Source organism: Cereibacter azotoformans (assembly GCF_021391315.1).
In the GTDB taxonomy this organism is placed as follows: domain Bacteria; phylum Pseudomonadota; class Alphaproteobacteria; order Rhodobacterales; family Rhodobacteraceae; genus Cereibacter_A; species Cereibacter_A azotoformans.
This window is the reverse complement of record NZ_CP090021.1, coordinates 2,386,237-2,400,244: the sequence shown is the minus strand read 5'-3', so window position 1 is coordinate 2,400,244 and position 14,008 is coordinate 2,386,237. Positions and strand designations below refer to the sequence as shown.

The following is a 14,008-nucleotide window of genomic DNA, read 5'->3' as shown; positions in this document are numbered from 1 at the left end:
CCCGGTAATCCCCGGCGCGAAGAGGCTTCTCCGTCGGATCCTTCGAGCCGCCAATCGCGGCGGCGCGTGGCGTGGTTTCTGGCCTTGCTGGCCTCTTCCCGGCGGGGCCGGGACAGGATATACGCCGCGCATGACCCAGCTCGACCTCATCCGCAACTTTTCCATCGTGGCCCACATCGACCACGGCAAATCCACCCTCGCCGACCGGCTGATCCAGTTGACGGGGACGGTGGCCGAGCGGGACATGAAGGCCCAGATCCTCGACTCGATGGAGATCGAGCGCGAGCGCGGCATCACCATCAAGGCCAACACGGTGCGCATCGAATATCCGGCCAAGGATGGCAAGACCTACGTCCTGAACCTGATCGACACGCCCGGCCATGTGGACTTCGCCTACGAGGTCAGCCGCTCGATGCGCGCGGTCGAGGGCTCGCTCCTGGTGGTGGATGCGTCGCAGGGGGTCGAGGCGCAGACGCTGGCCAACGTCTATCAGGCGCTGGATGCAGGGCACGAGATCGTCCCCGTCCTGAACAAGATCGACCTCCCCGCGGCCGAGCCCGACCGGGTCAGGACGCAGATCGAGGACGTGATCGGGCTCGACGCCTCGGATGCGGTGCTGATCTCGGCCAAGTCGGGCCTCGGGATCCCCGACGTGCTCGAGGCGATCGTCACGCGCCTGCCGCCGCCCAAGGGCAACCGCGAGGCGCCGCTCAAGGCGATGCTGGTGGACAGCTGGTACGACGCCTACCTCGGCGTGGTCGTGATGATCCGCGTGATGGACGGCGTGATCCGCAAGGGCGACCGGGTGAAGATGATGCAGACCGGCGCGGTCTATGGCATCGACCGGCTGGCCGTGCTCAAGCCGCAGATGGTGGACATCGCGGAACTGGGGCCGGGCGAGATCGGCGTGCTGACCGCCTCGATCAAGCAGGTGCGCGACACGCGGGTGGGCGACACGATCACCCACGAGAAGAAGGGCTGCGAGGCGCCGCTGCCCGGCTTCAAGCCGGCACAGCCGGTGGTGTTCTGCGGCCTCTTCCCGGTGGACGCCAACGATTTCGAGGGCTTGCGTGAAGCGATCGAGAAGCTCGCCCTGAACGACGCCTCCTTCACCTACGAGATGGAGACCTCGGCGGCGCTCGGCTTCGGCTTCCGCTGCGGTTTCCTCGGCCTTCTGCATCTGGAGGTCGTGCGCGACCGGCTGGAACGGGAATATGACCTCGATCTGATCACCACGGCGCCCTCGGTGGTCTACCAGATCTACATGCGCGACGGCACGGTGCAGGAGTTGCACAACCCCACCGACATGCCCGACCTGACCCTGGTGGACCATATCGAGGAGCCGCGCATCCGCGCCACGATCATGGTGCCCGACGAGTATCTCGGCGACGTGCTCAAGCTGTGTCAGGACCGCCGCGGCATCCAGCTCGACCTGAGCTATGCCGGGTCCCGCGCGATGGTGGTCTATGACCTGCCGCTGAACGAGGTGGTCTTCGACTTCTACGACCGGCTGAAGTCGGTGACGAAGGGCTACGCCAGCTTCGATTATCAGATCACCGGCTACCGCGAGGATTTCCTCGTGAAGATGTCGATCCTCGTGAACGACGAGCCGGTGGATGCGCTGTCGATGATGGTGCACCGCGACCGGGCCGACCTGCGTGGCCGGGCGATGGTCGAGAAGCTGAAGGAGCTGATCCCGCGGCACATGTTCAAGATCCCGATCCAGGCGGCGATCGGCGGACGGGTGATCGCGCGCGAGACGATTTCTGCGATGCGCAAGGACGTGACGGCCAAGTGCTACGGCGGCGACGCCACCCGCAAGCGCAAGCTGCTGGACAAGCAGAAGGCCGGCAAGAAGAAGATGCGCCAGTTCGGCAAGGTCGAGATCCCGCAGCAGGCCTTCATCAACGCGCTGAAGATGGACAGCTGAGGTGCAGGAAGCGGCGCCTTCCGGCGCCGCTTCGGGCCGTTACATGCCGGACTGAGCCTCGCGCGACTCCTGGCTGATCGCGCTGCCGGCCGCCGAGAGATCCTGCCCCGCGCCTTCGACGGTTTCGCAGGCCGCCAGACCCATGACGGCGAGAAGCGGCAGGAGAAGGAAAGACTTCTTCATGGTGTAACTCCGTGGTTGCTCGCCTTCGAACGCGCGGCGGCGCCCCGGCGTTCCCGACGCGGTGCGGGCTTAAGGCGTCCTTAGGGATTCTGTGGCTCACTGCGCCCATGATCCAGCTTGTTCTCGCCCTCTTCCTGACGGTCCTTGCGGTTCTTGCCGCGGGGCCCCCTCTCACGGACCGGGAGCTTTCGGTGCCGGCCCGCGGGCGGCGGCGGGACGATCGTCAACCGATGCGTCGGGCTGTGCCTGCTCGCATCCGCGACGGGCCGCGCGGACCCTTGCCGCCGTGGATCCTCATCCAGCGGCCGCGAGCGACCTGAAGCGACGGTGCCTCTGATCCTGTTCGAGAGGTCGGGACATCCGCAGCCTTCCCCTTTTCCCTGGCGCACTAGGTTTGACGGGGCACAGGATGGTGGATTGATGGACGGCGCGGCGGGCGGAGCGACATGGCGGGGCGGGGTGGTGCCGCTCGGTGCAGGCCTGGCGGCGCTTCTGGCGCTTTGGGGAGGCCCGCTGCCTGACCTCGCCCGGATTTCCTTCGCGTGGCACATGATCCTGCATCTGGGCGTGATCCTCGGAGCGGCGCCGCTGGTCGCAATCGGGCTCTCGCAGATGGCGCCGCTGCGCGTGCAGTGGCCAATCGCTCTTGCTGTGGCGGTTTCGCTGGTCGAGCTTGCCGTCGTCTGGGGCTGGCACGCGCCGCGGCTGCATGAGGCGGCCGCGCTCGATCCCCTGCTGTTTCGCGTGCAGCAGGCCAGCTTCCTGGTGGCGGGCGTCCTCGTCTGGCTGCCGGGCCTTGCACCGGGCAAGGCCGCGGCTGCGGCGGGCCTTCTCGCCATGCTCTTCTCGCTCATGCACATGACGATGCTGGGCGTGCTTCTGACGCTCGCGCCGCGGCTGCTTTATGCGCCCGAGATCTGCGGCACGGCCTTCGGGCTCGATCCGCTGGGAAACCAGCGCCTCGGAGGCGCGATGATGGCGGTGGCGGGACTTCTCCCCTATCTCGGCGGCGCCGCCCTCTTCACGCGGCGCCTCACGCGGGCGGGCTGAGGCTCAGCGCAGGCGCCACATGGCGGCAATGTAAGCCGCCGTCATCAGGTCAAGATGCGCCCCGCCCCCGTTCTTGGCCAGTGTGATCTCCTCGTCGGACCGGCGCGCATAGAGGCCCGAGGCCAGATCGTAGTAATCCGCGCGGATGTCGGCCTCGGTGATGATGCCGCGGTCGAGCGGATCCTGGATCTCGCCGATATGCCCGATCGTCGTCTTTCGCGAGTCGACAAAGAGGGTGGCGCGCCGGATCGCCTCGTCATCAACCTCGCGCATGTCGGGCCGGTAGGCGCCGATCAGGTCGAGATGGGTGCCGGGCTTCAGCCATGCGCCCTTTACCACCGGCTCGTGGCTCATGGTGGCGGTGCAGATGATGTCGGCCGCCCGGACCGCGCCCTCGAGGTCCTCGGTCGCCCGCACCCGCGGCCCCTCCATCGCGCGGGCCTTCTCGGGCGAGCGATTCCAGACCGTGAAGCGCGCGTCGGGGAAATGGCTCGAATAGGCCTCGATCATCGAGCGCGCCACGTTGCCCGCACCCACCAGCAGGATCTCGCGGCTGTCGCGCCGGGCGAGGGTCTTTGCCGCCAGGAGGCTGTCGCCCGCCGTCTTCCATCTGGTCACGAGATGGAAATCGACCAGCGCCTCGAGCGTTCCGTCCCGGTCGGAATAGAGGGTCACCGCGCCATTGACCGTTGGCTTGCCCGCGGCCCCGTTGCCCGGAAAGATGGTCGCCGTCTTCACGAGCTGTCCCAGCCCGTCAATCCAGGCCGCACGCGACAGCAGCGTGTCCTTGCCGCGGTAGAGGAAGATGTCGGACACCTCGGCCCGCGGCAGCTTGTGGCCCTGTGCGAGCGCGGTGGTCAGCCCGTCCCAGCTCAGATGCGCCTCGGCTTCGGGGCCGATGATCTCGATGCTCATGTTCCTGCCTCTTTCTGTCCTGCGTGGCGCGCCGCTTCCGCGGCCTTGCGCATCGCACGTTCCAGTGCGTCGAGAAAGCGCGACCGGTCGGCCCTGGAAAACGGCCGACCGCCGCCCTGCCGGAACGGGTCGGCCGAGCGCAGATCGGCCATCAGGTCGCGCGTGGCCAGCGCATTGCCGATATTTGCCGTGGTCAGCGTCTCGCCGTTCGGCTTGACCACCAGGGCCCCCGCCGCCACGGCCTTCGCGGCGAGCGGGATGTCCGAGGTCACCACGACATCGCCCGTGCCCGCACGGTCGGCGATCCACTTGTCGGCGGCATCCGGCCCTTCGGGCACGAAGACGCTCTCGACCAGCGGATGGGCCGGAGGCCGGATGCCACCGTTCGACACGAGATACATCCGCGCCCCGTGCCGCACGGCCACACGCTCTGCCTCGGCCTTCACCGGGCAGGCATCGGCGTCGATGTAGAGCTCAGCCATAGAGCGCTTCGGCGTGGAACTGGATATGGTCCTCCATGAAGGTCGAGACGAAGAAGTAGCTGTGGTCGTAGCCCGGCTGCATGCGGAAGATGCCCTGCTGGCGCCGCGCCATCATCGCCTCGGCCAGCGCCTCGGGCCTGAGCGACTCGAGGAACTGGTCCGAGGCGCCCTGGTCGATCAGGATCGGCCCGTCGAAGCCGCGCTTCTTCATCAGCAGGACCGAATCGTGCGGCGCCCACTTGCTCTCATCCCCTCCGAGGTAGGCCGTGAGCTGCTTGCGTCCCCAGTCCGACGCCGTCGGGTTGGTGATCGGCGCGAAGGCCGAGACCGAGCGGAACCGCCCCGGAAAGCTCATGGCGATGGTCAGCGCGCCGTGCCCGCCCATCGAATGGCCCATGATCGACTGCCGGCTCTCGTCGAGCGGAAAGGCCGAAAACAGGACGCGCGGCAGATCCTCGGTGATGTAGTCCCACATGCGGAAGTTCGTGGACCAGGGCGCCTCGGTGGCGTTGACATAGAAGCCGGCGCCCTGACCGAGCGCGTAATTGTCGTCATCCGGCACACCCTCGCCGCGCGGCGACGTGTCGGGGAACACCAGCGCCAGCCCCTCCAGTGCCGCCCATTTCTGCGCACCGGCCTTCACCATCGCATTCTCATGCGTGCAGGTCAGGCCCGAGAGATACCAGACCAGCGGCACCGCCTCGTTCTCGGCCTCGGGCGGCAGGAACAGGCCGAAGGTCATGTCGCAGCCCGTGATCTGCGACGTATGGCTGTAGACGCCCTGCGTTCCGCCAAAGCAACGGCTCTCAGAGATGGTCTTCATGGTGGTCTCCTCTCCTCAGAAGGTCGTGACCCAGGCGATCACGCCGGTGATGGTCAGGATGCTGACCGCGGTGGATATCAGGATCGAGGCCGAGACGCGCTGCGGCGCGACCCCATAGTGCTGCGCAAGGATATAGACGTTGCCCGCCACCGGCAGGGCGGCCGCGGCGATCATCACGCCCGCCGCCTGCCGCTCGACCGGAAAGACCAGGAGCGCCGCGACCGCCACGGCCAGCGGATGCAGCACGAGCTTGCAGAACGACAGCCAGGCCGCGACCTCGATCCGCTCGGCCGAGCGTGTGGCGAGCGAGGCGCCGATGGCAAAGAGCGCGCCCGGCGTGGCCGCGCCCCCCAGCAGCGCGAGGAACTCGTTGACCGGCCCCGGAACGGGTGCGCCCGTGGCCGACCAGCCGAGCCCCGCCACCATCGAGACGATCATCGGGTTCTTCAGCAGTCCCACGCCCAGCACCCGGATGATGCGCAGGCTCATGTGCCCCTCGCGCACGCCGGTGATGATGAGGGTGATGAGCGAGGAGAAGACGATGAGATCGATCGCCAGCACCATCAGCACCGGCCCGGCCGCTTCGGGCCCCAGCAGCAGGACCAGCATCGGCACCCCGAGAAAGCCCGTGTTGCCGATCACGGCGCACTGCCCCTCGATCGCGGCCTCCTCGGTGCTTACCCGCCGCAGCCGCGCCACCGCCACGGCCAGCAGATAGACGAGGGTGCATCCCGACAGATAGGCCATCACGAAGGGCAGCGACCAGATCTCGGCCAGCGACAGGTTCGCCGCAAAGCGGAAGAGCATGGCCGACAGGGCGAAGTAGAACACGAACTTCGTCAGCCACGAGGTCGCCTCCGGGGTGAAGAACCGCGCCCGCCCGGCGAGATAGCCCATGCCGATCAGAGCGAAGAAGGGCAGGGTCTCGAGAAGGACGGGCAGCATCTCAGGCTTTCGGCTCGGGTTGGCGCCAAGGTTTCACGCCGCCCGGCCGGATGCAAGCTCGGCCAATCGTCGGATCCCCGAAGGACCCGCCGCGCACGGGCAGGGGCCCCCGTTCGCCGCCTCCGCGCCCGGCCCACCGTGTGCCGGAACAGCCCTCTGCGGATGCCGCCCCGGGTTCGCCCGCCTGCGCTTTCACTCTGTCCAAATATCCTCGGGGGAGTCTCCGGCTCTGCCGGAGACGGGGGCAGACAGCCCTCTTCTTCGCTCCCCGTCCCGCCCGCACGTCCGATGGGGATCCCCGATCCTGACGGCGGGATCTGCCGCAGGGCGACAAGATGCCCAAGGTGAACCGTTCGGTTCGTTTTCCGCTTGCCTCTCGTGGCGACTCGCGCCACCTTCGAACTGAACCGATCGGTTCACAAGGAGATCGAGATGAAACGTCTGACCCTGACAGTTGCGACCCTGACGCTGGTGCTGGGTCTGGCGGCTCCGTCCTTCGCGCTGCCGCTGGACATTCCCCACCTTACCTGGCCGAAGGCCTGCACGACCTGCGGCGGTTGAACCGCGGGTTCTTGCGGCTCCTCCTGCGGCGCGCGTAAGGTCGGCGGCAGGAGGAGCCCGATGCCAGCCGACACGATCCCGCTTCGCAAGGGCCGCAAGATGCCACAGGTGCTCGAGGGCGCCCGGAAGGTGTTCCTGCGCGACGGGTTCGAGGGGGCGAGCGTCGATGACATCGCGCGCGAGGCGGGCGTGTCCAAGGCGACGCTCTACAGCTACTTTCCCGACAAGCGGCTTCTGTTTCTGGAGGTCGCCAAGGCCGAGTGCCTGCGGCAGGCCGAAGAGGCCGTGGCGCTGATCACCTCCGACCTCGGCCCGCGCGAGGTTCTGACGATGGCGGCCACTCGCATCGTCGATTTCGTGCTGTCCGACTTCGGGATTCGCACCTACCGGATCTGCGTGGCCGAGGCCGACAGGTTCCCGGAGCTCGGGCACGAGTTCTACGAGAGCGGGCCGGCCCTCGTCCGCCAGAGGATCGTGGATTACCTGCGGCAGGCCGTGGCGCGGCATGAATTGATCATCGAAGATCTCGAGCTTGCCGCCGACCAGTTCGCCGAGCTGTGCAAGGCCGACCTCTTCAACCGCATCGTCTTCGGCGTGGGCGCGGCGGTGAGTGCCGGGGAGCGGCGCCGGGTGGTGGCCGGAGTGGTCGAGATGTTCCTCGCCCGCTACGCGCCGAAGGGCTGACGCTGCGCCGCAGGGCTGAACCTGCGCCGCCGTGCGCCGTGGGGCTCACACGGAGCCGCTGCGCGCCACGGGCCGGACACGGCCCTCAGAGATCGAAGGTCGCGAACACCGGCGCATGGTCGGAGGGTTGCAGCCAGCCTCGGGCCGCGCGGAGAATGCGGCTGCCGTGGGCTGCGTTCGCAATGTCGGGTGTGGCCCAGATGTGGTCGAGCCGCCGGCCCTTGTCGGCCGCCTCCCAATCCGGCGAACGGTAGGACCACCAGGAATAGAGCCGCCCTTCAGGCAGGTCCTTGCGGGTCACGTCGATCCAGGCGCCGGCCTCCATCAGCGCGTTCAGATGGTCCACCTCGATCGGCGTGTGGCTCACGATCTTCAGGAGCGCCTTGTGATTCCAGACATCATCCTCGCGCGGGGCGATGTTGAGGTCGCCCACTAGGATGGCCTTGCGCGGCGTGTCGGACCGGCACCAGTCGCGCATCCGGGTGAGGTAGTCGAGCTTCTGCCCGAACTTCACGTTCTGCTCGCGGTCGGGGATGTCGCCGCCGGCGGGCACATAGCAGTTGTGGATCGTGACCCCGTTCCCGAGCGTCGCCGAGACATGGCGCGCATGGCCGAGATCGGCAAAGTCGTGATCGCCCGCATCGACCAGCGGCAGCTTCGACAGGATCGCCACGCCGTTGTAGCTCTTCTGCCCGCGCGCCACGCACCAGTTGTAGCCGAGCGCCCGGAACGCCTCGAGCGGCATCTTCTCGACCGGGCTCTTGCATTCCTGCAGGCAGAGGATGTCGGGCATCTCCTCGGTCAGCAGCCGCGAGACCAGCGCCTCGCGCAGGCGGACCGAATTGATGTTCCAGGTGGCGAGGGTGAAGGTCATGGCAGGCTCCGGTCTCAGGGCCTTCTTCCTAGCCCGCGCGGCCGGGCGGGTCCATCGCCCCGCCGCAGCGCGGTCCTTCACGAAGCGTGAAAAAAGGCCGGGCACGAGGCCCGGCCAGATCCAACAGGGAGGGTCCGTGTCTCTAACCCCGACACGGGAGGGAACTCTCGCGGCAGGCGAGCCCGCCGCTTCACATGCAGTCTATACAGAAGAGTGTGATCGTTAAATTGATCTCACGCAACCAGCCTGTACCCGCCGGACTCGGTGACGAGAAGACGGGCATTGGACGGATCGGGCTCGATCTTCTGGCGCAACCGGTAGATGTGCGTCTCTAACGTGTGGGTTGTGACGCCGGCGTTATAGCCCCAAACCTCGTGGAGAAGGACCTCTCGGGCCACAACACCTTGTGAGGCCCGGTAAAGGAACTTCAAGATGTTGGTTTCCTTCTCGGTCAGGCGGATCTTGCGGTCCTTCTCATCCACCAGCATCTTCTGCGCCGGGCGGAAGCTGTAGGGACCAAGCTGGAAGATTGCATCCTCTGATTGTTCGTGCGCACGAAGTTGCGCCCTGATGCGCGCAAGCAACACCGGGAACTTGAAGGGCTTGGTCACATAGTCGTTTGCGCCCGCGTCGAGCCCCAGAATGGTGTCGCTGTCCGAATCATGTCCCGTCAGCATCATCACCGGGCACTTGACCCCGGCCTTGCGCATCCGGCGGCAGAGTTCGCGCCCGTCGGTGTCCGGCAGACCCACGTCGAGGATCACGAGATCATAGAGACCCGCCTTGGCCTTCTCCATGCCTTCCGCGCCCGAGGCGGCCTCGAAGACGTCGAAATCCTCGGTCATCACGAGCTGTTCGCTCAGGGCCTCGCGAAGGTCGTCGTCATCGTCCACCAAGAGAATCTTCTTCAGGGAAGCCATCCGTCACTCCTTCGTTCGTGGTGATCACATGTGCGTGCGCCCCGCAGACGGCAAGATTTGCGGCCGATTTCTCACGCGCTCGTGTCGCTGGGCGGCGGAATGTTTCAATTTCCTTCAGGGCTGGCTAGGAAGATGCGGAAAGGATCCGTCATGCCGCTTTCCCTCAGCATCGTCGAACGCCTGAACCGTGCCCGAGGCGACCTGCGGATGGGCGTGCCTGTCGTGTTGACCGAAACCGGCCAGGGCGTGCTTGCCGTGGCCGTCGAGGCGCTGGAGCCCGCGCGGCTGGCCGAGCTGCGTCTGCTGGGGCAGCCGGTGCTGGCCATCACCGCGCGCCGGGCCGAGACGCTCAAGGCGCGCGTCTATGACGGGGATCTTGCACGGATCGAGTTGCCGGACGCGGCGGGCGAGGACTGGCTGAAGGCGGTGGCGGATCCGGCCGACGATCTGCGGCTGCCGATGAAGGGGCCGCTGCGCGCCCTGCGCGGCGGTGGGGCGGGGCTGGCGCGGGCCGCCCTGGCGCTGGCGAAGTCGGCGCATCTGTTGCCTGCGGCGGTTCTGGTCGCGGTGCCGGATCCGATGACGCTCGCCGCCGAGCATTCCCTGACCCTCCTGCCGCTGTCCGAGGTCGAGCCGGAACTCAGCCGCGGGTCGCCTCTCCATCCGGTCGTCTCGGCGCGGGTGCCGATGGTCGCCTCGCAGGCGGGGCGCGTGCATGTCTTCCGTCCCGAGGACGGCGGCGAAGAGCATTACGCCATCGAGATCGGCAAGCCCGACAGGGCCGAGCCCGTACTTGCCCGGCTCCATTCGGCCTGCTTCACCGGCGACGTTCTGGGCAGCCTCAAGTGCGACTGCGGCCCGCAGCTCCGTTCGGCTCTGGCGCGGATGGGCGAGGAGGGGGCGGGCGTGCTGCTTTACCTCAACCAGGAGGGGCGGGGGATCGGGCTGGCCAACAAGATGCGCGCCTATTCGTTGCAGGATCAGGGTTTTGACACGGTCGAGGCCAACCACCGGCTGGGCTTTGAGGATGACGAGCGCGATTTCCGCATCGGGGCGGGCATCCTGCGGCAGATGGGCTTTGCGGCGGTGCGGCTCCTGACCAACAACCCGGCAAAGATCCGCATGATGGAGGCGCACGGCATCCGCGTGACCGAGCGCGTGCCGCTGCATGTGGGGAGGAACGAGTTCAACGCGGCCTATCTTGCCACGAAGGCCGCCAAGTCGGGGCATCTCGCATGACGGATCTGGTGGTCACTCGCCGGGGCGCGCACTTCGGGCGCCGGTTCCTACCCTGCTCGATCGGGCGGGGCGGCATCACCGACGAGAAGCGCGAGGGAGACGGGGCCACGCCGCGCGGCACGCACCGCATCGCCGGGCTGCTCTATCGCCCGGACCGGGTCGCGGCCTCGGAGCTGCCCGACTGGGCACAGCCCTTCGGGCCGTCAGACCTGTGGTCGGATGATCCGCGCGACGTGGATTACAACCAGCTGGTGCGCGCGCCCCACCGCTACGGGCACGAACGGCTGAGCCGCGCCGACCCGCTCTATGACGTGATCCTGCTCACCGACTGGAACTGGCCCGAGGCGGTGCCGGGCCGCGGCTCGGCAATCTTCCTGCACACATGGCGGCGGCCGCGCCATCCGACGGCGGGCTGCGTGGCCTTTTCCCGCCCCGACCTGCTGTGGCTCGCGCACCGCCTGACGCCCGAGAGCCGGCTGGTCGTGCGCTGACCGCTCAGGCCCGGCCGGCGGCCGTGTAGTCGCGCGCGCCGAAGATGGCCGATCCCACGCGGACATGGGTCGCGCCCGCGGCGATGGCCGCCTCGAAGTCGCCGCTCATGCCCATCGACAGGCCGCCGAGCCCGTTCCGATCGGCGATCGCGGCCAGCTGGGCGAAGTGGGGCGCGCTGTCCTCGCCCTCGGGCGGGATGCACATGAGGCCGCGGACCGGCAGATCCATGCTGCGGCAGGTGGCGATGAAGCCGTCGGCGTCGGCGGGCAGGACGCCGGCCTTCTGCGGCTCTTCGCCCGTGTTTACCTGCACGAACAGTTCGGGCGAGGCGCCGCGCTCCTGCGCGAGACGGGCCAGCTTGTCGGCGAGCGACGGCCGGTCGAGCGTGTGGATCGCGTCGAAAAGCCCGACGGCGGCCTTGGCCTTGTTGGTCTGCAACGGCCCGATCATGTGGATCGAGAGGCGCCCGAACCGCGCCCTCAGCTCGGGCCACTTGCCCTGCGCCTCCTGGACGTAGTTCTCGCCGAAGATCCGGTGGCCCGCCTCGAGCACCGCCACCACGCGGTCGAGCGGCTGCACCTTCGAGACCGCGATCAGCTCGACCGAGCCGGGCGCGCGGCCCGCGGCCTTCTCGGCCTCGGCGATGCGGTTCAGGATCGTCTCAAGCATTCGTGCCCTCCAGCGCGTCGATGAACTCCTTGAGGTCCGCGGCATGGCGCTCCCACGCCCGGGTCGAGCTGCGGTAGATCGGCTGGCGCACCTGATAGAGGCTCAGCGTCTGCACGCGGCGCGTGTTCTCGTGGAAATTGAGGCAGGCATCCTCCCACGGCAGGCCGCAGGCGGCGATCAGGCGGCGCGACTCCTCTTCGGGATGGGCCACCAGATCCTCATACTGGATCTCGTGGAAGCCCCCCGGCAGCTTTTCGCGCCAGAAGTCGATCAGCTCCTCGAACATGCGGAAGTAGAGGCCGAGGTCGCGCAGGTCATAGGCGTAGAGATGCGTGTTCTCGGCAAAGACATTCCGATAGATCGAAAGCGCGGTATCGCGCGGGTCGCGGCGCACGACCACGAACTTCGCCTTGGGCAGGGCCGAGGCGATGAAGCCCATCCAGGCGTGGGTCTGGATCGACTTGTCGGTGACCTGAGCCGCGTCGGGAAAGCGGCGGCGCATCTCGGCCTCGTAGCGGTGGCCCATGGCGGCGACCTCTTCGGGCGGGATGTCGCCCCAGCGGCGGTGGCGGCCCTCGGCGTCGAGCACGACCTTCTGCACCTCGCGCGCGGCAACGCCGGCCTCACCCGCGCCGGTCATGCGGCTGTGGCTGGCGATGATCTGCTCGACAAGGGTCGTGCCCGAGCGCGGCATGCCGGTCACGAAGACGGGGGCGTAGTCCGTGGCACCGGGCGCCGGCGCGGGGGTGAAATCGGCGAAGGTCCTGAAGATCCCGTCAAGCTCCGCCCGGCGGGTGGCGATGTCATAGGGGTGGGCCTTGCGCATCAGCCGGTTGGCCGGGTGCAGATAGGCGAATAGGCTCTCGGGGCGCTTGAGGTCGTCCATCGCCTTGGCCAGCGCAAAGCCGAGATGCATCCGGTCGGCCTCGGGCGTGGCGGGGTCGTCGAAGCGGCGCTGCATGTCGGCCAGAAGCGGGTCGTCGGGCGTCATCTTCAGGCTCGCCGACAGGATGCGGTAGAACTCTCCCCGATCCGGCGCGAGGGCGATCGCCCGGCGCAGCAGCGCCTCGGCCTCGGCGAAGGCGCCGCGGCCCTGCAGCAGCAGCCCCTTGCGCGAGAGCAGCATCGCATGGTCGGGCTCGCGCGCGAGCCCCTTGTCGTAGGCGGCGTCCGCCCCCGCCTCGTCGCCCCGCAACAGCCGCACCTGCCCGAGCCGCAGCTGCAGATCGGCCGAGCGGTTGCCGGCCGCCTCGGCGGCGCGGAAGGCGGCTTCGGCCTCGGCCAGATTGCGCAGGTCGGTCTGCAGGATCCCGAGCTGGAGGTGCGCCTCGGCATGGTCCGGTTCGGCGGCCACCGCGCGCTTGAGAGCCGCCAGCGCCTGCGCGGGTCGGCCCAGCCGGGCCAGCGTCACCGCAAGCAGGATGAGCGCGCGGGCGGGCTTGCGGGACAGGCTCGCGGCGCGACCCAGCGGATCGAGCGCTTCGGCCGGGCGTCCGAGTGCGAGAAGCGCCTGCGCCAGATGGAGATGCCCATCCGGCCAGCCCGGTTCGAGCGCCGTGGCGCGCTGGAAGGCGGCGAGGGCGGTTGCGGGCTGGCCGAGCGCCATCCGCGCATTGCCCAGCACATCCGCGGCGAGTGCGCAGTCGGGAGCGGCCTTGAGGATCGCGAGGGCCCGCCGCTCGGCGGCCGGCATCCGCCCCGCCTGATAGTCGGTCAGGAGCGCCTTCACCTCGGCGGGTGCCGCGCGCCCGATGCGGGGCTGCGCCACGGGCTTCGCCTGCCCGGCCGAGAGCCGCCCCTCGATCTGCTGCAGGAGCAGAGCAGGCAGGCGGGCCTCGCGCGCGGTCTCGATCACGGACTGGCGGGCGGCGCTGTCGCCAAAGGTGGCTGCGGCGGTGCTCCAGGCCTGCCAGACGGCGGCCTCCTGCGGGCGGGTCCGGGCGGCGCGGCCGAGACGGTCCAGCGCCTCGGGCGCACGGCGGGTGGCGAGCAGGCGGCCGAGGTGGAAGCTCGCCGCCGCGTCGTCGGGCGCGAGGGCCAGCATCGAGCGGTAACGCTCCTCGGCCTCGGGCAGGCGGCCGGCCTCGTGCAGGCGCAGCGCCTCGGTCAGAAGCCGTGGGAGGTGGGCAGGGTTCAGGGGCAGCATGGGATCCATCCGCAGGGTCTGCCGCGCGATTACCACGGCGGGGCGCCGCTGTCGATTTGGGCCGAAGCTCTGCGCCGGAGCTGTCGGTCCGCCGC

15 protein-coding genes are annotated in these 14,008 nt (G+C 68.5%); 6 read left to right on the top strand and 9 right to left on the bottom strand.

All coding sequences use genetic code 11. The features are described 5' to 3' along the window. Positions 1–130 precede the first annotated feature (130 nt). A complete protein-coding gene (gene lepA / locus LV780_RS12035; RefSeq protein ID WP_011910061.1) occupies positions 131–1,930 on the top strand; it encodes a translation elongation factor 4 in 1,800 nt (599 codons plus the stop codon). Positions 1,931–1,969: 39 nt separating this feature from the next. On the opposite strand, the gene LV780_RS12030 is transcribed toward lepA, so the two are convergent. Continuing rightward, on the bottom strand, positions 1,970–2,113 hold the full coding sequence (locus LV780_RS12030) for an entericidin A/B family lipoprotein (protein WP_011910062.1): 144 nt from the start codon (positions 2,111–2,113) through the stop codon (positions 1,970–1,972). A gap of 420 nt (positions 2,114–2,533) precedes the next feature. Between LV780_RS12030 and LV780_RS12025 the strand changes: the two genes are divergently transcribed. After that, complete coding sequence (locus LV780_RS12025; protein ID WP_108221435.1) at positions 2,534–3,163, top strand: cytochrome c oxidase assembly protein; 630 nt, start codon at positions 2,534–2,536, stop codon at positions 3,161–3,163. A 3-nt stretch (positions 3,164–3,166) separates the two neighbouring features. Here LV780_RS12025 and LV780_RS12020 read toward each other — a convergent pair whose 3' ends face one another. The 4 genes from LV780_RS12020 to LV780_RS12005 are packed head-to-tail and all read right to left on the bottom strand — an operon-like array spanning position 3,167 to position 6,328. Continuing rightward, on the bottom strand, positions 3,167–4,078 hold the full coding sequence (locus tag LV780_RS12020; protein WP_108221434.1) for an ornithine cyclodeaminase family protein: 912 nt from the start codon (positions 4,076–4,078) through the stop codon (positions 3,167–3,169). Next, the gene (locus LV780_RS12015; RefSeq protein ID WP_108221433.1) at positions 4,075–4,560 is read right to left on the bottom strand and encodes a YaiI/YqxD family protein; all 486 of its coding nucleotides are present in this window, start codon (positions 4,558–4,560) and stop codon (positions 4,075–4,077) included. Before LV780_RS12015 ends, LV780_RS12020 begins: the two co-directional genes overlap by 4 nt. Next, positions 4,553–5,383, bottom strand: coding sequence for an S-formylglutathione hydrolase (fghA, locus tag LV780_RS12010; protein WP_108221432.1), 831 nt, complete (start codon positions 5,381–5,383; stop codon positions 4,553–4,555). Before fghA ends, LV780_RS12015 begins: the two co-directional genes overlap by 8 nt. 15 nt (positions 5,384–5,398) lie before the next feature. Further along, positions 5,399–6,328, bottom strand: a complete 930-nt coding sequence (locus LV780_RS12005) for an AEC family transporter (RefSeq protein ID WP_011910067.1) — start codon at positions 6,326–6,328, stop codon at positions 5,399–5,401. Positions 6,329–6,760: 432 nt separating this feature from the next. On the opposite strand from LV780_RS12005, the gene LV780_RS21955 reads away from it, so the two are divergent. After that, positions 6,761–6,889, top strand: a complete 129-nt coding sequence (locus tag LV780_RS21955) for a hypothetical protein (protein WP_101341817.1) — start codon at positions 6,761–6,763, stop codon at positions 6,887–6,889. Positions 6,890–6,949: 60 nt separating this feature from the next. After that, positions 6,950–7,573: a TetR/AcrR family transcriptional regulator gene (locus tag LV780_RS12000; protein WP_108221431.1), complete on the top strand. Its 624-nt coding sequence runs from the start codon at positions 6,950–6,952 to the stop codon at positions 7,571–7,573. Positions 7,574–7,658: 85 nt separating this feature from the next. Here LV780_RS12000 and LV780_RS11995 read toward each other — a convergent pair whose 3' ends face one another. Both LV780_RS11995 and LV780_RS11990 read right to left on the bottom strand, forming a co-directional pair. Further along, on the bottom strand, positions 7,659–8,447 hold the full coding sequence (locus tag LV780_RS11995) for an exodeoxyribonuclease III (RefSeq protein ID WP_011910070.1): 789 nt from the start codon (positions 8,445–8,447) through the stop codon (positions 7,659–7,661). Positions 8,448–8,680: 233 nt separating this feature from the next. After that, the gene (locus LV780_RS11990; protein ID WP_011910071.1) at positions 8,681–9,367 is read right to left on the bottom strand and encodes a response regulator transcription factor; all 687 of its coding nucleotides are present in this window, start codon (positions 9,365–9,367) and stop codon (positions 8,681–8,683) included. A gap of 150 nt (positions 9,368–9,517) precedes the next feature. Between LV780_RS11990 and ribA the strand changes: the two genes are divergently transcribed. Together ribA and LV780_RS11980 are read left to right on the top strand one after the other, a co-directional pair. Then, the gene (gene ribA, locus LV780_RS11985) at positions 9,518–10,606 is read left to right on the top strand and encodes a GTP cyclohydrolase II (RefSeq protein ID WP_101341819.1); all 1,089 of its coding nucleotides are present in this window, start codon (positions 9,518–9,520) and stop codon (positions 10,604–10,606) included. Further along, complete coding sequence (locus LV780_RS11980; protein ID WP_101341820.1) at positions 10,603–11,097, top strand: L,D-transpeptidase family protein; 495 nt, start codon at positions 10,603–10,605, stop codon at positions 11,095–11,097. Before ribA ends, LV780_RS11980 begins: the two co-directional genes overlap by 4 nt. A gap of 4 nt (positions 11,098–11,101) precedes the next feature. Here the strand turns inward: LV780_RS11980 and LV780_RS11975 are convergent, their stop codons facing one another. Together LV780_RS11975 and LV780_RS11970 are read right to left on the bottom strand one after the other, a co-directional pair. Then, entirely contained in the window at positions 11,102–11,767 is a 666-nt protein-coding gene (locus LV780_RS11975) for a YggS family pyridoxal phosphate-dependent enzyme (protein ID WP_101341821.1), read from the bottom strand. Then, positions 11,760–13,913, bottom strand: a complete 2,154-nt coding sequence (locus LV780_RS11970) for a tetratricopeptide repeat-containing sulfotransferase family protein (RefSeq protein ID WP_108221527.1) — start codon at positions 13,911–13,913, stop codon at positions 11,760–11,762. The genes LV780_RS11975 and LV780_RS11970 overlap by 8 nt, the downstream gene beginning before the upstream one ends. Between the last annotated feature and the right edge of the window lie 95 nt (positions 13,914–14,008).

Bases quoted from the DNA above. Each gene is read 5' to 3' on its own strand.
- LV780_RS11970 (WP_108221527.1), bottom strand. From the start codon at position 13,913: ATGCTGCCCCTGAACCCTGCCCACCTCCCACGGCTTCTGACCGAGGCG.
- LV780_RS12015 (WP_108221433.1), bottom strand. From the start codon at position 4,560: ATGGCTGAGCTCTACATCGACGCCGATGCCTGCCCGGTGAAGGCCGAG.
- LV780_RS11995 (WP_011910070.1), bottom strand. From the start codon at position 8,447: ATGACCTTCACCCTCGCCACCTGGAACATCAATTCGGTCCGCCTGCGC.
- LV780_RS12005 (WP_011910067.1), bottom strand. From the start codon at position 6,328: ATGCTGCCCGTCCTTCTCGAGACCCTGCCCTTCTTCGCTCTGATCGGC.
- LV780_RS12025 (WP_108221435.1), top strand. From the start codon at position 2,534: ATGGACGGCGCGGCGGGCGGAGCGACATGGCGGGGCGGGGTGGTGCCG.
- LV780_RS12000 (WP_108221431.1), top strand. From the start codon at position 6,950: ATGCCAGCCGACACGATCCCGCTTCGCAAGGGCCGCAAGATGCCACAG.
- LV780_RS21955 (WP_101341817.1), top strand. From the start codon at position 6,761: ATGAAACGTCTGACCCTGACAGTTGCGACCCTGACGCTGGTGCTGGGT.
- LV780_RS11975 (WP_101341821.1), bottom strand. From the start codon at position 11,767: ATGCTTGAGACGATCCTGAACCGCATCGCCGAGGCCGAGAAGGCCGCG.
- LV780_RS11990 (WP_011910071.1), bottom strand. From the start codon at position 9,367: ATGGCTTCCCTGAAGAAGATTCTCTTGGTGGACGATGACGACGACCTT.
- LV780_RS11980 (WP_101341820.1), top strand. From the start codon at position 10,603: ATGACGGATCTGGTGGTCACTCGCCGGGGCGCGCACTTCGGGCGCCGG.
- LV780_RS12030 (WP_011910062.1), bottom strand. From the start codon at position 2,113: ATGAAGAAGTCTTTCCTTCTCCTGCCGCTTCTCGCCGTCATGGGTCTG.
- lepA (WP_011910061.1), top strand. From the start codon at position 131: ATGACCCAGCTCGACCTCATCCGCAACTTTTCCATCGTGGCCCACATC.
- fghA (WP_108221432.1), bottom strand. From the start codon at position 5,383: ATGAAGACCATCTCTGAGAGCCGTTGCTTTGGCGGAACGCAGGGCGTC.
- LV780_RS12020 (WP_108221434.1), bottom strand. From the start codon at position 4,078: ATGAGCATCGAGATCATCGGCCCCGAAGCCGAGGCGCATCTGAGCTGG.
- ribA (WP_101341819.1), top strand. From the start codon at position 9,518: ATGCCGCTTTCCCTCAGCATCGTCGAACGCCTGAACCGTGCCCGAGGC.